Here is a 15745-nt window from a genome sequence, read left to right as displayed (position 1 = left end):
GGGCGGGTCATGTTAGCGTAGCGGCACCACAAGCGCGGGAGCGAAGGGCCGGATGAGCTGGAATCTGCCGAATATACTCACGCTGTTGCGCATCGGGATGATACCGGTGATGGCACTGATGTTCCTGCTGCCGTATCCGTGGTCGAACGTCATTGCCGCGGCGATCTTCGGCCTCGCGGCGGTGACCGACTGGCTGGACGGTTATCTCGCCCGGCTGTGGCACCAGACCTCGCCCTTCGGCGCCTTCCTGGACCCGGTGGCGGACAAGCTCATCGTCGCCGTCGCCCTGATCGCGGTGCTCACCGCGAACCCCAGTGCCGCGCTGGCCTTTCCGGTGGCGGTCATCATCGGCCGCGAGATCGCGGTCTCGGCGCTCCGGGAATGGATGGCCGAGCTCGGCCTGCGGGCAAGCGTCGCGGTGGGCTGGCTCGGCAAGCTCAAGACCACCGCGCAGATGGTGGCGATCCTCCTGCTCCTCTACGCGGGCCCCGTGTGGGTGGTCTCCGCCTTCACCGTCGGGTTCTGGCTGCTCTACGTGGCCGCCGGCTTGACGATCTATTCCATGGTCCTCTATCTTCTCGCCGCGTGGCGTGCGGTGGATAGCCAGGGGGAATCCACCTGATCCCGCGGAACCGGGGTTGACGAGGGCCGGAAGCTCAGTAAAATACGCGTCACAACACAGCGGGAATAGCTCAGTTGGTAGAGCACAACCTTGCCAAGGTTGGGGTCGCCGGTTCGAGTCCGGTTTCCCGCTCCAGATTCCGAAGGCCCCGGTAATCCCGGGGCTTTTTCGTCATGGGCCTCGTCATCGGGCAGGCCCAGTGCTATCATCTCCCGCGCAAAGGCTAGGTGGCAGAGTGGTGATGCAGCGGCCTGCAAAGCCGTGTACACCGGTTCGATTCCGGTCCTAGCCTCCAATACCCTCTTCAGGACGACCCGCTCCGGCCCGGATGGCGGAACTGGTAGACGCAAGGGACTTAAAATCCCTCGGAGCATTCTCCGTCCGGGTTCGAGTCCCGGTCCGGGCACCAACAAAAACAGCGGGTTAGCGCACCGCTCAGGTTAGGCTTGCCGTTCTTCTGCTTTTTCTTGCGCGCTTTCGACCCGCGCCTTCAGCGCCCGGTTCATCTCTTCAAACCCACGCCTAGTATCTCGATCCAGGCTACTGCGGAGCAGACTGACCAACAAGCCGCTAAACCGCTCGCTCTGCTGAAACCGCACCTTGCCTTCGCCAAGCGGTTCGATCAGAAAACGATGCTCGCCTTCGAAGATGCCAGGAAATAGAAAGCGGCCCAGCCAGCGCAACTCGCGCCCGGCATCCGCCGTGAGGACGATGGGGGAGAAGCGCATGACCTTTCCGCCGCTGGGCTGGATCGCGATCTGAAGCCGCACACCTTGCTGGGGTGTGCCGGCAACAGACTTGATGAAGGGATTCCACTGCGGGTAGGAGGCGAAATCCGACAGAACGGCCCACACCCGCTCCGCGGACGCGTTGATTTCAATTTCTGTATGCAGATGATGGGTGGCCATTGTGGACCTCGTTTCTCGGTGCCTAACGCTGGCCATAACCGGCAGTTACAAGTAGAGTGGAGCGAAGCGAAACGGCGCTATTAATTGTCCGAGTTGACGGCATTGTTAGGGTGTTGTTTGTAAATTTTTCTTAATAAGACACGCTTCAACTCAACCTCCGCCCATCTCTGTATTGTGGAAAGCTGAAGTATTTTATTTGCTACCTCGCTATCAGTCAGACCAGTGCCAGCAAGTACTTCATTAAGCTCTTTAGTGCCTTTTTTTAGATTGCATGTTCTGCATAGAAGAATCACGTTTCCTAAACTTAAGGCTCCACCCTTTGAAAAGGCTTTCATGTGATCTATATGCAACGGCTCTGAGTATTTCTCAACGCTCTCGTCATGTGAAAGATCGCACAAAAAGCATTTATCAGAGAATGCCAGCCGAGCTACAAGATATTGAAAAAGATCGAAATCTTTATCTGCGGTATTTCTTTCCAGGTTACGATCCATATTGCACTCGTTGCACCACGAAAAAAAGACTTTCTCTTGGTCTTGAAGCTTTGCAAAATTGTCTAACGTCTTTACTTGTTTGCATTTTGGGCAATATTTTTCCTTTAGGTACCTATTGAACCCTTCTGCTGGAGGTATTCCATGCTCTACCTTCATGTGATTAATAACAGCAGACCATTTTAATACTCTATTACAAACAGGGCATTTCCGATTAGCTCCGTCAGGTTTCATGCACGCGATGCACTGGGTTCTGTAGCCGTAGTTATTGCTCTTATCTGACAAAAAATTGGTTATGGGCAATGATTTCTTGCATTTGCTGCAATATTTCTCTGCCACAGGGTATGCTTCGAAATAAGCAATAGGATCGATAGCATGGGAACTTCTTAGATGGTTCAACAGATCCCTATTGGACCCAAGAGTTTGTCCACAAATCTCACATTTCATGGCTATTAATTACCCTAACGAGAGTGCTCAGCAGCCGCTAGTCCGCGCAGCGGGTTAGCGGTCGGATGGAGCGCCTGGTCAAATGACGGTTGGTTGTGTATATCCACTGGCCCAGTGAGCCCCGTAAAAATCGAAAAACCACAACGAAAAGCGAGGATCATCCGTAGAGATTATGTACTTGTAGACAACCTGATCATCTCCGAGCGCAACCTCATTGAACAGAGAGATTTTTTCCAGGACCTGGTCGGGAATTGTTTGCAACCACTGGACCGATAGGGTGGCATCCCGGGTGAGTGGAGCACCCCAGTGATGCCAGTAAAGGCCACGAATAGTTCTCTCAATTACAGCATCATGTGCCACCGAATCCCACAGGTAACCCGTGCGTGTTTCAATCCTTCCTTCTTCCGTTGTCACCTCGATCTGGGCGGATTCCTCTTGGAGTTTATTCAATAGGCGCTGGTTTCTCTTCAAAGTGCGGACTGTCTTTTCACGGAAAAGACGCGCGGCAATTTCGCTGTTCGCGGCTGCCTGCATACTCAGGTAGACCTTAAACAAGTCGTCAAGGTCTGAGGCGCCATTGTTGCATTCAGCACACGCTGGGACGGTGATTAAGTTGCCAGGACGAGGCCTAGGAAATATGGATTTCGGCGGAACATGATCCCTAGTGGTAGCTTCATGTTCAGCGCAGATCGCGCAAATTTCCATTTTGCAGCACTCCTGTCGACCCGGCCGTTTAACGCTGGCGCTCAGGGGCGCCGAAACCGCCGGGCGGTTTCGGCGTCGACTGCAGCGCTTTGTAGGGCGGGCTACAGTTTCGCCACGTCAATGTGGTACCCCTGTGTGGACATTTCTTTGGCCAAGGTCGGCGCCGCTTCTTTCTGTAAATCGTCCTTGTACGGTATGTAAATCAAACCCTGAATGTCCGACGGCCTCTCCATATTCGACTGCTGCTTTAGTACAATCGCGACACGACTTCGTCCGAGAACGGACAGTAACATTCCCATTTCCAAAACGACGTTCTGGCGTGCTCTAAACGCCTTCTCATCATCGTGGCCAGCGCGGTGCCCTTCATCGTCGGGTGTTGCAAGCACCACAGCGAAGTTTACTTCAGCCGTATAAGTCTCAAGCTTCTCTATCAGTGTTTGCCCTTCCGACGGCAGTTGATCGAGTATGAGCGGCTCAAGGCCCCACCGGCGAAGCATCGCTTCCAAGTGGTTCTTCGCAGTTTCGTCATGTCCGTAGACTACGAATACCTTCGTGTATCCGTTGTTAGATTTTTGCGACCCTGGCGCAGATGGTGCGTTCGAGCTTCCAGACCCGACCACCCCCAAAGCCTCTTTGATTTCGGGCTGACACTTGCCTTGCACGTTAAAATTGCCTGTATCGAATACATTGACGATACCGCCATTTGTGAGACGTAGCTGCCATCCGAGGTCGTTGCCGGCCCTCTTTTCCGAGTTGATCGCGTAGCCGCCTTGTTCTAGGGCGTTTTTTATCTCATCAAGCGTCATTGTTCGCTCCTACCTCTTACCGACCAAAGTTCATGCCGACCACCACCGCTATCGCCTCACACCGCGCAACCAGTGATTAGGCAGCGGGCACATATATTGAATGAACGTGCCGGCGCGCTTATTGGTTATCCGTGCCGCTGCCGTAGCCGCATAAGATGCGGGTTTTCCGGACATTATTAGCCGCATCGTGGGATGGTTTCCGCAATATCGTGCCGTCGGTCTGACGTGGGAGCGTGGGCACGTGGAGGGGGGATATCGGGTCAACGTCGTCTGGGGGTGGCTGTCGAGTTGTGTTGGAAACGGCCAAGCCCCGGTGTCCATACCGTGTCCCCCACTCCTGCTTCTTGGTTCTGATAAGCATAGCGTGCTACGGGATGCGGACGATTGTCTAGGCGAGCATTGTTCGGTTGGGAAGCTAGCAATCCTGGAGCGTAGCGGCCCTCGCGCTGTCACGGTCCTGAGCCTCTTCAATCGTCCCTTTGCCTGTGCTGGGGAGGCGGCAGTCACCGTGTCCCGATAAGTCGGCCTCAACGGTCCGGCAGCAACCGCCGCGGGACCCAGGAGATGTAGGCCACCATCCCGAACAGCTCCACCAGCGTCTGAAAGACGATGACCACCACCGCGGCCCGCCAGGGCTCCGGTAGGCCGAGCGCTATGGGCAGGAGGACGAACGAGTTGCGGGTGCCGAGGCTGAAGGTCAGTGTGCGCGCGGCGCGGAGCTCCAGCCGGAACACCCGGGCGAGCAGCGGCCCGAGGAGGGCGGAGAACAGCAGGAACGCCACGAAGGCGAGCAGCACCTTCGGCAGTACGCCCATTAGCCCCGCCACCAGCGGGACCTGGGAGGCGGCGACGGCGAACACCACGAGGGCGAGCAGGGGTACCGGTAGCCGGGCGAGGCCGTGCACCAGCCGTTGCACCCGGTGGTGGTCGACGGCCAGGCGTTCGGTGAACCCCGCGAGCAGGAGCGGCAGCAGGATCAGGCCAGTGAAGGGGGCGAGCAGGTGCCCGCCCACGGCGAGCTCGAACAGCGTTGGACCGAAGAACAGCCACAGATACACGGGTAGGGCGAGCAGCTGGATCACCAGCAGGAAAGGGGTGGCGGCGATGGCGCGGCCGGTATCGCCGCGGCCGAGATGGGTGAAGCTGATGAACCAGTCCGTGCACGGCACCAGCAGCACCAGGAGTACCCCCAGCTGCACGGGCGGGGCCAGTGGCAGGGCGTGGGCGAGGGCACCCACGAATAGGGGGATCGCCAGAAAGTTGCCGGTCAGCATGGCGGCGAGGTAGCGCCAGTCGCGAAAGCCGCCCCGGAGATCGGTCAGGGGCACTTGGGTGAAGGTGGCGTAGAGCAGGCAGGCGAGCAGGGGCCAGAGGGCCCGCTCCAGGGCGGTCGCCAACGACGGCCATGCCAGTCCCACCGCGAGGCCGGCGAGGATCGACGTGAGGTAGATCCAGGATTGGTTTCGCTCCAGCCGTTCGCGGGTCACGCGGACAGCCCCATCCACAGCAGCCGCAGCGCAAGCGCGGTGAGCAGGATATCCAGCAGGCGGTGAAAGCGCCGGTCCGGGGTGCGCAGTAGTACGTGGCGGCCGATGACCGTCCCGGCGAGGCCGGCGGCGATCATCGCCGCGAGCAGCCAGGCCCATGGCGCGAAGGCGAAGCCGAGGATGCCGAAGGCCGCGATCTTGATGCCGTGCTGGAGGCACATGCACGCGGAGAAGGTGGCGACGTGGGTGACCCGGTCCAGGGCGAGGGCCTTGATGAGCGTGGCCACCAGCGGCCCCGTGGCGCCGAAGAACATGGTGAGAAACGAGGTCACGCCGCCGCCGACCCACAGTCCGGCGCGTCCGAGCTCCGGTTTCGGGCCCCACACGGCGAATAGGATGAACAGCCCCAGGCCCATTCGCAGCCAGTGCGGGGGGAGGTCCACGGCGATGGAACCACCGACCGCGGCGCCGACGAGGCTGCCGATGCCGAAGGTGAGCAGTGGCGCCGTGCTGATATCGCGCCACATCAGCAGGGTCCGCCCCACGTTGGAGCCGAGCTGCACCACGCCGTGGACGGGGATGAGGGCCGACGGCGGGGCGAACAGACCGAGGACGGCGAGGAACACCACCCCGCCGCCGACGCCCAGGGCGGCGGTGATGAATGAGGTGGCCGCCGCGGTGAGCACCAGCAGCCCCGCAACCAGCGGCGGGATCCCTGGTGGCAGGAGGGCGGCGAGGTCAGCGGTCATGGTCGAGGAAGCGGATCAGGGCGCCGACGTGGTCGTTGATGTGGGCGCTGGCATCATGGCCGCCGGGGAGCCAGTGCACCTGGACCTCCGCGTCGCCGGCCGCCGCCCATATCGCCTCCAGGTCCGTCGGCGGGATTACCGTATCCCCCTGGCCATGGGCGAGGAGGACGGGGCAACGGATTCGGCGGATGGTGCGCACCGGCGCGATATCGTCGAAGCGGTGGCCGATGACCCGCTCCACGTAGCGCAACACGTACCATCCCAGCGGGAAGAACGGCAGGCCCTTTTCCGCCAGCCAGCGGCGCATCATCGGTTCGGGATGGGCGAAGCTGGAGAGGCTGACCACCCTCGCCACGTCCTCCCGCCGCGCGGCGGCCAGCAGCGTCGCCGCCGCCCCCACGGAGTGACCGATCAGGGCAAGCCGCGCGTCCCCGTAACCGGCCGGGCCCCGCAGCCACGCCACGGCGGCGTCGATGTCCTCGGCGAAGCGCGGCATGGAGGAAAAGGTGTCGTCGTCGCTGTTGCCGTGGTTGCGGGCGTCGAAGGCGAGCACCGTCCAGCCCGCCTCGTGCAGTGGCCGGGCCAGGGGCAGCATCAGCTCGCGGTTCGCCCCCCAGCCGTGGGTGATCACCGCAATCCCCTTGCCCGATCGGCCGGGTATCAGCCAGGCCTCGAGCTGCCGGCCCCGGCGGGTGGGCAGCTGCACGGTGCGCCCCGGCAGGCCGTGTTCGGCGAGGCTCGCGGTCACGGGGACGCGCGGCGCCGCCAGGGCCGCCCGCAGGCGGGCGTGGCCCAGGACACCGGCGGCGGCGAGCGCCGGCGCCGCTACCAAGGGGAGTACCCAGGCGTACACGTCGCGGCCGCCCCGCGGCGCTATGCGCCGGCGGGATCCGGCTGCGGCGCCCCCGCCCAGATGCCGCGTTCGAGCAGGGCCGAGACCATCTCGGTGGCGGGGGTGTCCTCGCCCAGCCGGCGGGCCCGCTCGAGGACGGCGCCGCAGATGGCATCGAGCTCCAGCGGACGGCCGTGCTCGCGGTCCACGAGCATGGAGGTCTTGATGGGGTCTAGGTCGTGGATGATGGCGAACATCTCCTCGACATCGCGCTCGTTGAGGGTGACGCCATCGGCCCGGGCCACGGACGCGGTCTCGCGCATGAGCCGCTTGAGCAGCGGCGCGATGCGCTCGTCGTGAGTCAGATGCCAGCTGTCCCATCCGGTGACCGCCGATATGGGGTTGACGCCGTTGTTGATGACGAGCTTGCGCCAGAGCTCGCGGCGGATATCGTCCGTCTCCTGCACCGGCACGCCGGCGACCTCCAGGCCGGAAAGGATGTGCGGCAGGCGCTCCGTGGCGATGCCGGCGGGGGCGCTGGCGCGGTCCGGCCAGACCCCCGCGGTGACCTGCCCGGGGCCGGTGGCCTCCACCACCCCCGGCGCGGTGACATGGGTGCCCACGCGGATCGACAGCCCACCGATCACCAGGTCGTCGCCCAGGGCCTCGGCCAGCAGGGGCTCGTTGTCGACCCCGTTCTGCAAGGAGAGCACGGCGGTGCGATGGCCCCGGCCATCGAACCATTCCCGCAAGCCCCGGGCGATCTCGGGGGTGGACGCGGACTTGGTGGCCAGCAGCACGGCGTCCACGGCCGCGGGGTCATGGGCGTGGAGGCCCGGCATGTCGACCGCGGTCATGGCCTCGGCGAAATGGAACTCGGGGTGCTCGACGCGCAGGCCGTTGTGCTGCAGCGCCTCGAGTTGGCGGCCACGGGCGACGGCGATCACCTCATTACCCGTTCGCTGCAGCCGCGCGGCGTAGTAGCCGCCGATACCACCGATGCCGATGATGACCACGCGCATAATCTGTCCCCCTTGTCCTATGCCGTTGGTGTACACATGTCCTGGCGAATGATGCCATATCCCCCTACCGGCGATGGCGCCGGTGCGTGGCGGCTCGGCTTCAATAGATGTCGAAGGGGTCGAAGGAAACCTGCGAAGGTTTGTTCTATAATCCCGGCCCTTTTTCCAGGGCCACAGGGACGGATGCATGGTCCAGGTTACCGGCGAGCTCGGTGATATCTCCGAGGCGGAGCTGAACTTCCCGCAGTGGCTGGAGCGGCTGCCCGTCAGTGTCGACGCGGCGGATACCGACGTGCTCGCCCGCGCCTGGGAGAGCGCCCGCTCGGTCTACGGGGAGGCGGCGCGCTCCTCCGGCGAGGCGTATATGACCCACGCGGTCACGGTGGCCACGGTGGTGGCCGGCCTGCGCCTGGATGCCGAGACCGTGGCCGCGGCCCTGCTCCACGACCTGCCGGTTTTCCCTGATTACGATCCGGAAGTGCTGCAGCGACGCTTCGGTGAGGAGGTCGCGGGCCTGGTGGAAGGGGCGGCGCGCATCGGCGTGATCGGCGAGCTCCATCAGCGTAGTGGCGCCGCCCATGAGGACCGCACCGAGGCCCTGCGCAAGATGCTGCTGGCGATGGCCCGGGACATTCGGGTGGTGTTCCTGGTCCTCTCGGAGCGGCTCCACGATATGCGCATGGTCCGCTACCGCGATGCCGAGGGGCAGCTCGCCCTGGCCCGGGAGACCCTGGACCTCTATGCCCCCCTGGCCAATCGCCTGGGCATCTGGCAGTTGAAGTGGGAGCTCGAGGACCGGGCGTTCGCCATCACCGAGCCCACCACCTACAAGCGTATCGCGCGCCTGCTCGCGGAGAAGCGGGTGGACCGGGAGCGCTACATCGGCGCCGTGCGCGATCAGCTGCAGGAGGCGCTGGAGTCGGCGGGCATCGACGCGGAGGTGAAGGGCCGGCCCAAGCATATCTACAGTATTTGGCGAAAAATGCAGCGTAAGGCGCTGAGCTTCGAGGAACTTTTCGATATCCGGGCGCTGCGGGTGATGGTGGAGACGGTGCCCCAGTGCTACGCGGCCCTGGGCGTCGTCCATGCGTTGTGGCAGCCCATCCCCCGGGAATTCGACGATTACATCGCCACCCCGAAGGAGAACAACTACCAGTCCCTGCATACGGCGGTGGTGGGCCCGGAGGGCAAGAACGTCGAGATCCAGATCCGCACCCGGGAGATGCACCAGCGCGCTGAGCTCGGCATCGCCGCCCATTGGCGCTATAAGGAGGGCCGTGGCGAGGACCCCGGATTCGACAACAAGATCGCCTGGATCCGCCAGCTCCTCGAGGGCGGCTCCGAGGAGGGCGGCGAGGACCTCATCGACCGCTTCAAGGCGGAGGTCTTTGAGGACCGGGTCTACGTGATCACCCCCCGGGGCGACGTATTCGATCTGCCCCAGGGGGCCACTCCCCTGGACTTCGCCTACCGCCTGCACAGCCAGCTCGGCCACCGCTGCCGGGGCGCCAAGGTCAACGGTCGCATCGTTCCGCTGACCTATCAGCTTCGCAACGGTGACCAGGTGGAGATCCTGAGCACGCGCAGCGGCCAGCCGAGCCGGGACTGGTTGAACCCGTCACTGGGATATCTGGTCACGCCCAAGGCCCGGGCCAGCGTGCGTAGCTGGTTCCGTCAGCAGGATTTCGAGCAGAACGTCGCCGACGGCCGGGCGATCCTAGAGCGCGAGCTCAACCGCCTGGGCGTCCAGGACGTGCCCCTGGAGCGGATCGCGGCACGCACCCGCTACGGCCGGCTGGAGGAGTTCTTCGCCGCCCTGGGGCGCGGGGACATGACGGGCGGGCAGATCGCCGGGCTGCTCGATCGTGAGCTCCTGCCACGCCCCGAGCGCCCAGCGTCCTCGGAGCCCCGGCGTGGTGCCGGCACTGCCGAGCGCAGCGGCGGCGACGATGATGTGACCATCTACGGGGTGGGCAATCTCCTCACCCGCATGGCGGGCTGCTGCCAGCCCACGCCAGGGGACCCGATCATGGGCTTCATCACCCGCGGGCACGGCGTGACCATCCATCGCCGGGACTGCCCGAGCCTGGAGCGGCTGCAGCGCGAGGAGGAGGCCGGGCGCTTCATCGAGGTGAGCTGGAATCAGGACACCGAGCGGCGCTACCCCGTGGATATCCGGGTGGAGGCCTACGACCGGGAGGGGCTGCTGCGGGATATCACCACGCTGCTCAGCAACGAGGACGTGCGGGTGGACGGGGTGAACACCCGCACGGACCGGGATGCCCAGAAGGCGGTGGTGAGCCTGACGGTAGCGGTGCGGGGCCTCGGCCAGCTCGCCCGAGTTCTGGACCGGGTGGCAGGCCTGCGCAACGTCGTCGACGCGCGCCGGGCGCCGGGCGGCTAGGGCCGGCGCCGGTTCAGCGCTCCAGGTGCTGGAGCTTGTCGGCTACGCCGTCCCATTCCTCCGCGTCCTCCGGCGGATCCTTCATCTCGGTGATCACCGGCCACTTCTGGGCGAGCTCGGCGTTGAGCTCGAGGAAGTGCGACTGCTCGGCGGGCAGATCGTCCTCGGAGTAGATCGCCTCCGCGGGGCACTCCGGCTCGCAGAGGGTGCAGTCGATGCACTCCTCCGGGTCGATGGCCAGGAAGTTCGGCCCCTCGTGGAAGCAGTCGACGGGGCAGACCTCGACACAATCCGTGTATTTGCACTTGATGCAGTTTTCCGTGACGACGTAAGTCATTGTTTTTGCACCTGACGACAAAGTTGTGAACGTATCCTAGCAGCCTGGAGGTGGTCATCAACCTACAGCTGCCGAGGGAATAGCGCGCTCAGCCCTGCTCCTGGGCCAGCGCATGGAGCTCATAGACCAGCGCCAGGGCCTCCCGCGGGCTCAGGGCGTCGGGATCGGCATCGCGTATGCGCTCCAGGGCCGGGTGTGGTGGCGGGTCGGTAAACAGCGCCAGCTGTCCGTCCGGCTCCGGCCCGCGTGGCCGGTGCTCCGTCTCCAGTTGGTCCAGCTTGCCGCGGGCGGCGCGGATCACCGGCTCCGGCACCCCGGCGAGGGCCGCCACTTGCAGGCCGTAGCTCTGGTTGGCCGGTCCGTCCTTGACCGAATGCAGGAAGACGATGCGCTCGCCGTGCTCCACCGCGTCCAGGTGGACGTTGCATACGCCGGCTTGGTGCTCGGGCAGCGCGGTCATCTCGAAGTAGTGGGTGGCGAACAGGGTGAAGGCACGGATCCGCGCCACCAGCTCCGCGGCGCTGGCCCAAGCGAGGGCGAGGCCGTCGAAGGTGGACGTGCCACGGCCGATCTCGTCCATGAGCACGAGGCTGTGCTCGGTGGCGTTGTTGAGGATGGTGGCCGTCTCGGTCATCTCGACCATGAAGGTGGAGCGGCCGCCGGCGAGGTCGTCGGCGGCGCCGATGCGGGTGAAGATCCGGTCCACCGGCGTGATGGCGGCCGCGCTCGCCGGAACGAAGCTCCCCATGCAGGCCATCAGCGTGATCAGAGCGACCTGGCGCATGTAGGTGGACTTCCCGCCCATGTTCGGGCCGGTGATCATGAGCATGCGGTTGTCGTCGTCGAGACGGACGTCGTTGGGCACGAAGGGCTCGCTCATGACCCGTTCCACGACGGGATGGCGGCCGCCCTCGATGTGGATGCCGCCGTTCCGGGTGAGGCGGGGGCGGACATAGTCCAGGCTGTCGGCGCGCTCGGTGAGGCAGGCGAGGGCGTCGAGGCTCGCCAGTGCCGTGGCCAGGCGCAGCAGCTCATCCATCTCGCCGGCCAGCGTCGTCACGACCTCCTCGTAGAGGGCCTTCTCCCGGGCCAGCGCCTTCTCCCGGGCGGCCAGGACGCGCTCCTCGAAGGCCTTGAGCTCCGGGACGATATAACGCTCCACCCCCTTCAGGGTCTGACGGCGGACGTAGCGCTCCGGGACGTTGTCGCTCTGCGCCCGGGTGATCTCGATGTAGTAGCCATGGACGCGGTTGTAGCTGACCTTGAGGTTGTTGATGCCGGTGGCCTCGCGCTCCCGGGCCTCCAGCTCCAGGAGATGGCCGTCGGCATTGCGTGAGAGCTCCCGGAGCTCGTCGAGCTCGGCGTCGAAGCCGTCGGCGATGACACCACCGTCGCGGATCACGACAGGGGGATTGTCCACCACCGCGCGCTCGAGGTAATCGAGCAGATCCTGGCGGGGGGCCATCTCCGCGCGTAGCTGCAGCAATAACTCCGCGTCCATGCCGGCGAGGGAGCGCTGCAGTCCGGGCAGCCGGCGCAGGGCCTCGCGCAGGCCGGTCAGATCCCGCGGCCGCGCCGAGCCCATGCCGATGCGGGCGCTGATCCGTTCGACGTCCGCCAGGCCGCGGAGCTGTTCGCGCAGGGCCGGGGTGGAGGCGGTGTCCAGGAGCATCTCGATGGCGTCCTGGCGGGCATTGAGCACGGCGAGCTCCCGCAAGGGGCGATGGATCCAGCGGCGCAGGAGGCGCCCGCCCATGCCGGTCACGGTGGTATCAAGCACCCAGGCCAGGGTGTGCTCGCCGCCGCCGCCGAGGTTGTGCTCCAGCTCCAGGTTGCGCCGGCTGGCGGCGTCGATGACCACCGCCTCGTCCCGGTGCTCCACCTGCAGCCCGCGGATGTGCGGCAACGCCGAGCGCTGGGTCTCGGCGACGTACTGCAGCAGCGCCCCGGCCGCGGTGATGGCGTCCTCGAGCCCGGCGACGCCGAAACCGGCCAGATCCCGGGTGCCGAAGTGCTCGGTGAGCCGACGGCTGGCCGCGTCGCCCTCGAAGTGCCAGGGAGGGCGCCGGGTCAGCCCCGGCCGGGTGGCCACCGCCGCGGGCGCGTTCCAATTCTCCGGGACCAGGATCTCCGCGGGCTGCAGGCGCTCGATCTCGGCGGCCAGGGCCTCCTCGTCGGCGACCTCGGTGACCACGAAGCGGCCGCCGGCGAGCTCCAGGGCGGCGATGCCGAAGCCTTGCCGGTCGCCGGGGGCCAGACCGGCGATGAGGTTGCTGCGCCTTTCCTCGAGCAATGCCTCATCGGTGAGGGTGCCGGGGGTGACGATGCGCACCACGCGCCGTTCCACCGGCCCCTTGCTGGTGGCGGGGTCGCCCATCTGCTCGCAGATCGCCACGGATTCGCCCTGGCGGACGAGCCTGGCAAGATAGGACTCGTAGGCATGGACCGGCACCCCCGCCATGGGGATGGGTTCACCGGCGGACTCGCCCCGTGTGGTCAGGGTGATATCCAGTAGCGCGGCGGCGCGCCGGGCGTCCTCGTAGAAGAGCTCGTAGAAGTCGCCCATGCGGTAGAACACCAGGATATCCGGGTGTTCGGCCTTGATGCGCAGGTACTGCTGCATCATGGGGGTGTGCCGGGGCGGGGCGGCTGCGCTGTCGTTCATGCTCGGGTCCGGGGTGCGTGTCCGCTGGAATGCGCGGCAGTATACCGGCGCCCGGAGGGGGTTTGCAGCGATGTCGCCACCACCGACGAGGGAGATGGATGATGGAGATTCAGGACACGGATGATGCCGCCCTGCAGGCGCGGGCGCGGCAGCTGGGGGAACACCTCGGCGCACTGGGTTGGCAGGTGAGCACTGCGGAGTCGTGCACCGGTGGCTGGATCGCCAAGGTGCTCACCGACATCCCCGGCAGCTCCGCCTGGTTCAGCCGGGGGGTGGTGGCCTACAGCAATGCCGCCAAGCGGGACCTCCTGGGGGTCCCGGACGCGGTGCTGGGCGCCGAGGGCGCGGTCAGCGAGGCCACCGCCGCCGCCCTGGTGCGTGGGGCCTTGGTGGTTTCCGGCGCGGAGATCGCGGTGGCGGTCACCGGCGTGGCCGGCCCGGAGGGCGGCAGTCCGGGCAAGCCCGTCGGCACGGTCTGGTTCGGATGGGGGCTGCGCGGCGGCGAGCCGGCGTGCCTGTGCCAGCACTTCAGCGGTGACCGCGAAGCGGTGCGACGCCAATCCGTGGCCTGCGCCCTGGACGGGCTGCTGGAGCGCCTGCCGGCGTGAGCACCCCGAACACCGAGCGGCTGTTCTTCGCCCTATGGCCCAGCGCGGCCGCGCGCCGTGGCCTGGTCGGTATCGCCCGGCGCCTGCCCGCGGGGCGCCGCGTGCGCAGCGCGAACCTGCACATGACCCTGGCCTTTCTGGGGGACTGTGACGCCGGCGCGCGGGTGCGGGCCATCACGGCAGCGCAGACGCTGGCGGTCCCGCCCGCGTTCACCCTGGTGCTCGAGCGCACCGCGCTGTGGCGGCGCCCGGGTGTGGCCCTGGTAGCGCCGCGGGAGACACCCCCCGAGCTCGAGGCGCTGGTGGGGCGGCTGCAGGCGGCGCTGGCGGCGCATGGCATCCCCCTGGACAAACGCCCCTTCCGTGCCCATGTCACCCTCGCCCGGCGGGCGTCGGGGGAGATGCCGGCGCTGCGGCGTCCCATCGAGTGGCCGATCGAGGAGTTCCGCCTGATGGCCTCGCGACTGACGGCGGCCGGCCCGGAGTACCGCTGGATCGCGCGCTGGCCGCTCGGGCGTGGCGGCGGGGTGGGAGCGGGCGGGCCTTTATGAAATAATGCGCGGTCAACCGGGTAGGGCCGGTGGGCGTATCCACGGTTACTGAGGACGGACATGGACGAAGACCGCAAGAAGGCCCTCGGGGTCGCGCTAGGACAGATCGAGAAGCAGTTCGGCAAAGGTGCGGTGATGCGCATGGGCGATGCCCGTGCCGTCCGGGATGTGCCGGTGGTCTCCACGGGCTCGCTGACCCTGGACCTGGCACTGGGCGTCGGCGGCCTGCCGCGGGGCCGGGTGGTCGAGGTCTACGGCCCGGAATCATCCGGCAAGACCACGCTGACGCTGCACGCCGTGGCCGAGGCACAGAAGGCCGGGGGCACCGCGGCGTTCGTGGATGCCGAGCATGCCCTGGATCCCGACTATGCCGAGAAGCTCGGGGTCAACGTCGACGAGCTGCTGGTCTCCCAGCCCGACACCGGCGAGCAGGCCCTGGAGATCGCGGACATGCTGGTGCGCTCCGGGGCCGTGGACATCGTGGTGGTGGACTCGGTGGCAGCGCTCACGCCCAAGGCCGAGATCGAGGGCGAGATGGGCGACTCCCACGTGGGGCTGCAGGCGCGGTTGATGTCCCAGGCGCTGCGCAAGCTCACCGCCAATATCAAGCGTTCCAATACCCTGGTGGTCTTCATCAACCAGATCCGGATGAAGATCGGGGTGATGTTCGGCAGCCCCGAGACCACCACCGGTGGTAATGCGCTGAAGTTCTACTCCTCGGTCCGCCTCGACATCCGGCGCCTCGGTGCCATCAAGAAGGGCGACGAGGTGATCGGCAATGAGACGCGGGTCAAGGTCGTCAAGAACAAGATGGCGCCACCGTTCAAGCAGGCCGAGTTCGAGATCCTCTACGGCGAGGGCATCTCGCGTCACGGCGAGCTCATCGACCTGGGTGTCAAGCAGGGGCTGATCGAGAAGGCGGGCGCCTGGTATTCCTACAACGGCGACCGCATCGGCCAGGGCAAGGACAACGTCCGCAATTTCCTCAAGGACAACCCCGAAATGGCCGACGAGATCGACGCGAAGCTGCGCGAGCAGCTGCTGGGTCGGCCGGATGCCAGCCGGGACGAGACCGCCGGGGAGGCGCCGGCCGACAGCGCCGGAGAGTGACGGG

The 15745-nt window shown here is 65.6% G+C and carries 15 protein-coding genes and 3 tRNA genes; 8 read left to right on the top strand and 10 right to left on the bottom strand.

All coding sequences use genetic code 11. From position 1 onward, the window contains the following. The first annotated feature begins 52 nt into the window (after window positions 1-52). The 4 genes from pgsA (at window position 53) to ACQ754_RS03225 (ending at window position 1031) form a co-directional block, all read left to right on the top strand. Window positions 53-622, top strand: coding sequence for a CDP-diacylglycerol--glycerol-3-phosphate 3-phosphatidyltransferase (gene pgsA / locus ACQ754_RS03240; RefSeq protein WP_440995547.1), 570 nt, complete (start codon window positions 53-55; stop codon window positions 620-622). Between the two features lie 59 nt (window positions 623-681). Beyond that, window positions 682-757: transfer RNA gene (locus ACQ754_RS03235), tRNA-Gly, on the top strand. 86 nt (window positions 758-843) lie between these two features. After that, window positions 844-917, top strand: a tRNA-Cys gene (locus ACQ754_RS03230). A 27-nt stretch (window positions 918-944) separates the two neighbouring features. Continuing rightward, window positions 945-1031: transfer RNA gene (locus tag ACQ754_RS03225), tRNA-Leu, on the top strand. Between the two features lie 31 nt (window positions 1032-1062). On the opposite strand, the gene ACQ754_RS03220 is transcribed toward ACQ754_RS03225, so the two are convergent. From ACQ754_RS03220 to ACQ754_RS03185, 8 genes are all read right to left on the bottom strand, one after another. Beyond that, window positions 1063-1530 (bottom strand): SRPBCC family protein, encoded by a 468-nt coding sequence (locus ACQ754_RS03220; RefSeq protein ID WP_440995546.1) that lies wholly within the window; start codon window positions 1528-1530, stop codon window positions 1063-1065. 80 nt (window positions 1531-1610) lie between these two features. Continuing rightward, window positions 1611-2021 (bottom strand): HNH endonuclease, encoded by a 411-nt coding sequence (locus ACQ754_RS03215; RefSeq protein WP_440995545.1) that lies wholly within the window; start codon window positions 2019-2021, stop codon window positions 1611-1613. 522 nt (window positions 2022-2543) lie between these two features. Beyond that, entirely contained in the window at window positions 2544-3170 is a 627-nt protein-coding gene (locus ACQ754_RS03210) for an HNH endonuclease (RefSeq protein WP_440995544.1), read from the bottom strand. Between the two features lie 101 nt (window positions 3171-3271). After that, entirely contained in the window at window positions 3272-3976 is a 705-nt protein-coding gene (locus ACQ754_RS03205) for a TIR domain-containing protein (protein WP_440995543.1), read from the bottom strand. 527 nt (window positions 3977-4503) lie between these two features. Then, window positions 4504-5463 carry an arsenic resistance protein gene (locus tag ACQ754_RS03200; RefSeq protein ID WP_440995542.1) on the bottom strand — a complete coding sequence of 320 codons (960 nt, stop codon included), beginning with the start codon at window positions 5461-5463 and terminating at the stop codon, window positions 4504-4506. Continuing rightward, window positions 5460-6212, bottom strand: a complete 753-nt coding sequence (locus ACQ754_RS03195; protein WP_440995541.1) for a sulfite exporter TauE/SafE family protein — start codon at window positions 6210-6212, stop codon at window positions 5460-5462. The genes ACQ754_RS03200 and ACQ754_RS03195 overlap by 4 nt, the downstream gene beginning before the upstream one ends. Then, entirely contained in the window at window positions 6202-7065 is an 864-nt protein-coding gene (locus ACQ754_RS03190) for an alpha/beta hydrolase (protein WP_440995540.1), read from the bottom strand. The genes ACQ754_RS03195 and ACQ754_RS03190 overlap by 11 nt, the downstream gene beginning before the upstream one ends. 20 nt (window positions 7066-7085) lie before the next feature. After that, the gene (locus tag ACQ754_RS03185; RefSeq protein WP_440995539.1) at window positions 7086-8066 is read right to left on the bottom strand and encodes a ketopantoate reductase family protein; all 981 of its coding nucleotides are present in this window, start codon (window positions 8064-8066) and stop codon (window positions 7086-7088) included. A 187-nt stretch (window positions 8067-8253) separates the two neighbouring features. On the opposite strand from ACQ754_RS03185, the gene ACQ754_RS03180 reads away from it, so the two are divergent. Next, window positions 8254-10470, top strand: coding sequence for a RelA/SpoT family protein (locus tag ACQ754_RS03180; protein ID WP_440995538.1), 2217 nt, complete (start codon window positions 8254-8256; stop codon window positions 10468-10470). A 13-nt stretch (window positions 10471-10483) separates the two neighbouring features. On the opposite strand, the gene fdxA is transcribed toward ACQ754_RS03180, so the two are convergent. Both fdxA and mutS read right to left on the bottom strand, forming a co-directional pair. Further along, window positions 10484-10807: a ferredoxin FdxA gene (fdxA, locus tag ACQ754_RS03175; RefSeq protein ID WP_440995537.1), complete on the bottom strand. Its 324-nt coding sequence runs from the start codon at window positions 10805-10807 to the stop codon at window positions 10484-10486. An 88-nt stretch (window positions 10808-10895) separates the two neighbouring features. Continuing rightward, window positions 10896-13472 (bottom strand): DNA mismatch repair protein MutS, encoded by a 2577-nt coding sequence (mutS, locus tag ACQ754_RS03170; protein WP_440995536.1) that lies wholly within the window; start codon window positions 13470-13472, stop codon window positions 10896-10898. A gap of 98 nt (window positions 13473-13570) precedes the next feature. Here mutS and ACQ754_RS03165 point away from each other — a divergent pair, with 98 nt between their 5' ends. The 3 genes from ACQ754_RS03165 to recA are packed head-to-tail and all read left to right on the top strand — an operon-like array spanning window position 13571 to window position 15741. Further along, on the top strand, window positions 13571-14080 hold the full coding sequence (locus tag ACQ754_RS03165) for a CinA family protein (protein WP_440995535.1): 510 nt from the start codon (window positions 13571-13573) through the stop codon (window positions 14078-14080). Next, window positions 14077-14631 (top strand): RNA 2',3'-cyclic phosphodiesterase, encoded by a 555-nt coding sequence (gene thpR, locus ACQ754_RS03160; protein ID WP_440995534.1) that lies wholly within the window; start codon window positions 14077-14079, stop codon window positions 14629-14631. Before ACQ754_RS03165 ends, thpR begins: the two co-directional genes overlap by 4 nt. Window positions 14632-14691: 60 nt before the next feature. Then, the gene (gene recA, locus ACQ754_RS03155) at window positions 14692-15741 is read left to right on the top strand and encodes a recombinase RecA (RefSeq protein WP_440995533.1); all 1050 of its coding nucleotides are present in this window, start codon (window positions 14692-14694) and stop codon (window positions 15739-15741) included. Window positions 15742-15745 lie beyond the last annotated feature (4 nt).

Origin of the sequence: Arhodomonas sp. SL1 (assembly GCF_052060015.1) — a bacterium.
GTDB lineage: Bacteria > Pseudomonadota > Gammaproteobacteria > Nitrococcales > Nitrococcaceae > Arhodomonas.
This window is presented reverse-complemented; position numbering and strand designations above follow the sequence as displayed.

Bases quoted from the DNA above. Each gene is read 5' to 3' on its own strand.
- pgsA (WP_440995547.1), top strand. From the start codon at position 53: ATGAGCTGGAATCTGCCGAATATACTCACGCTGTTGCGCATCGGGATG.
- ACQ754_RS03220 (WP_440995546.1), bottom strand. From the start codon at position 1,530: ATGGCCACCCATCATCTGCATACAGAAATTGAAATCAACGCGTCCGCG.
- ACQ754_RS03215 (WP_440995545.1), bottom strand. From the start codon at position 2,021: ATGGATCGTAACCTGGAAAGAAATACCGCAGATAAAGATTTCGATCTT.
- ACQ754_RS03210 (WP_440995544.1), bottom strand. From the start codon at position 3,170: ATGGAAATTTGCGCGATCTGCGCTGAACATGAAGCTACCACTAGGGAT.
- ACQ754_RS03205 (WP_440995543.1), bottom strand. From the start codon at position 3,976: ATGACGCTTGATGAGATAAAAAACGCCCTAGAACAAGGCGGCTACGCG.
- ACQ754_RS03195 (WP_440995541.1), bottom strand. From the start codon at position 6,212: ATGACCGCTGACCTCGCCGCCCTCCTGCCACCAGGGATCCCGCCGCTG.
- ACQ754_RS03185 (WP_440995539.1), bottom strand. From the start codon at position 8,066: ATGCGCGTGGTCATCATCGGCATCGGTGGTATCGGCGGCTACTACGCC.
- ACQ754_RS03180 (WP_440995538.1), top strand. From the start codon at position 8,254: ATGGTCCAGGTTACCGGCGAGCTCGGTGATATCTCCGAGGCGGAGCTG.
- fdxA (WP_440995537.1), bottom strand. From the start codon at position 10,807: ATGACTTACGTCGTCACGGAAAACTGCATCAAGTGCAAATACACGGAT.
- mutS (WP_440995536.1), bottom strand. From the start codon at position 13,472: ATGAACGACAGCGCAGCCGCCCCGCCCCGGCACACCCCCATGATGCAG.
- ACQ754_RS03165 (WP_440995535.1), top strand. From the start codon at position 13,571: ATGATGGAGATTCAGGACACGGATGATGCCGCCCTGCAGGCGCGGGCG.
- recA (WP_440995533.1), top strand. From the start codon at position 14,692: ATGGACGAAGACCGCAAGAAGGCCCTCGGGGTCGCGCTAGGACAGATC.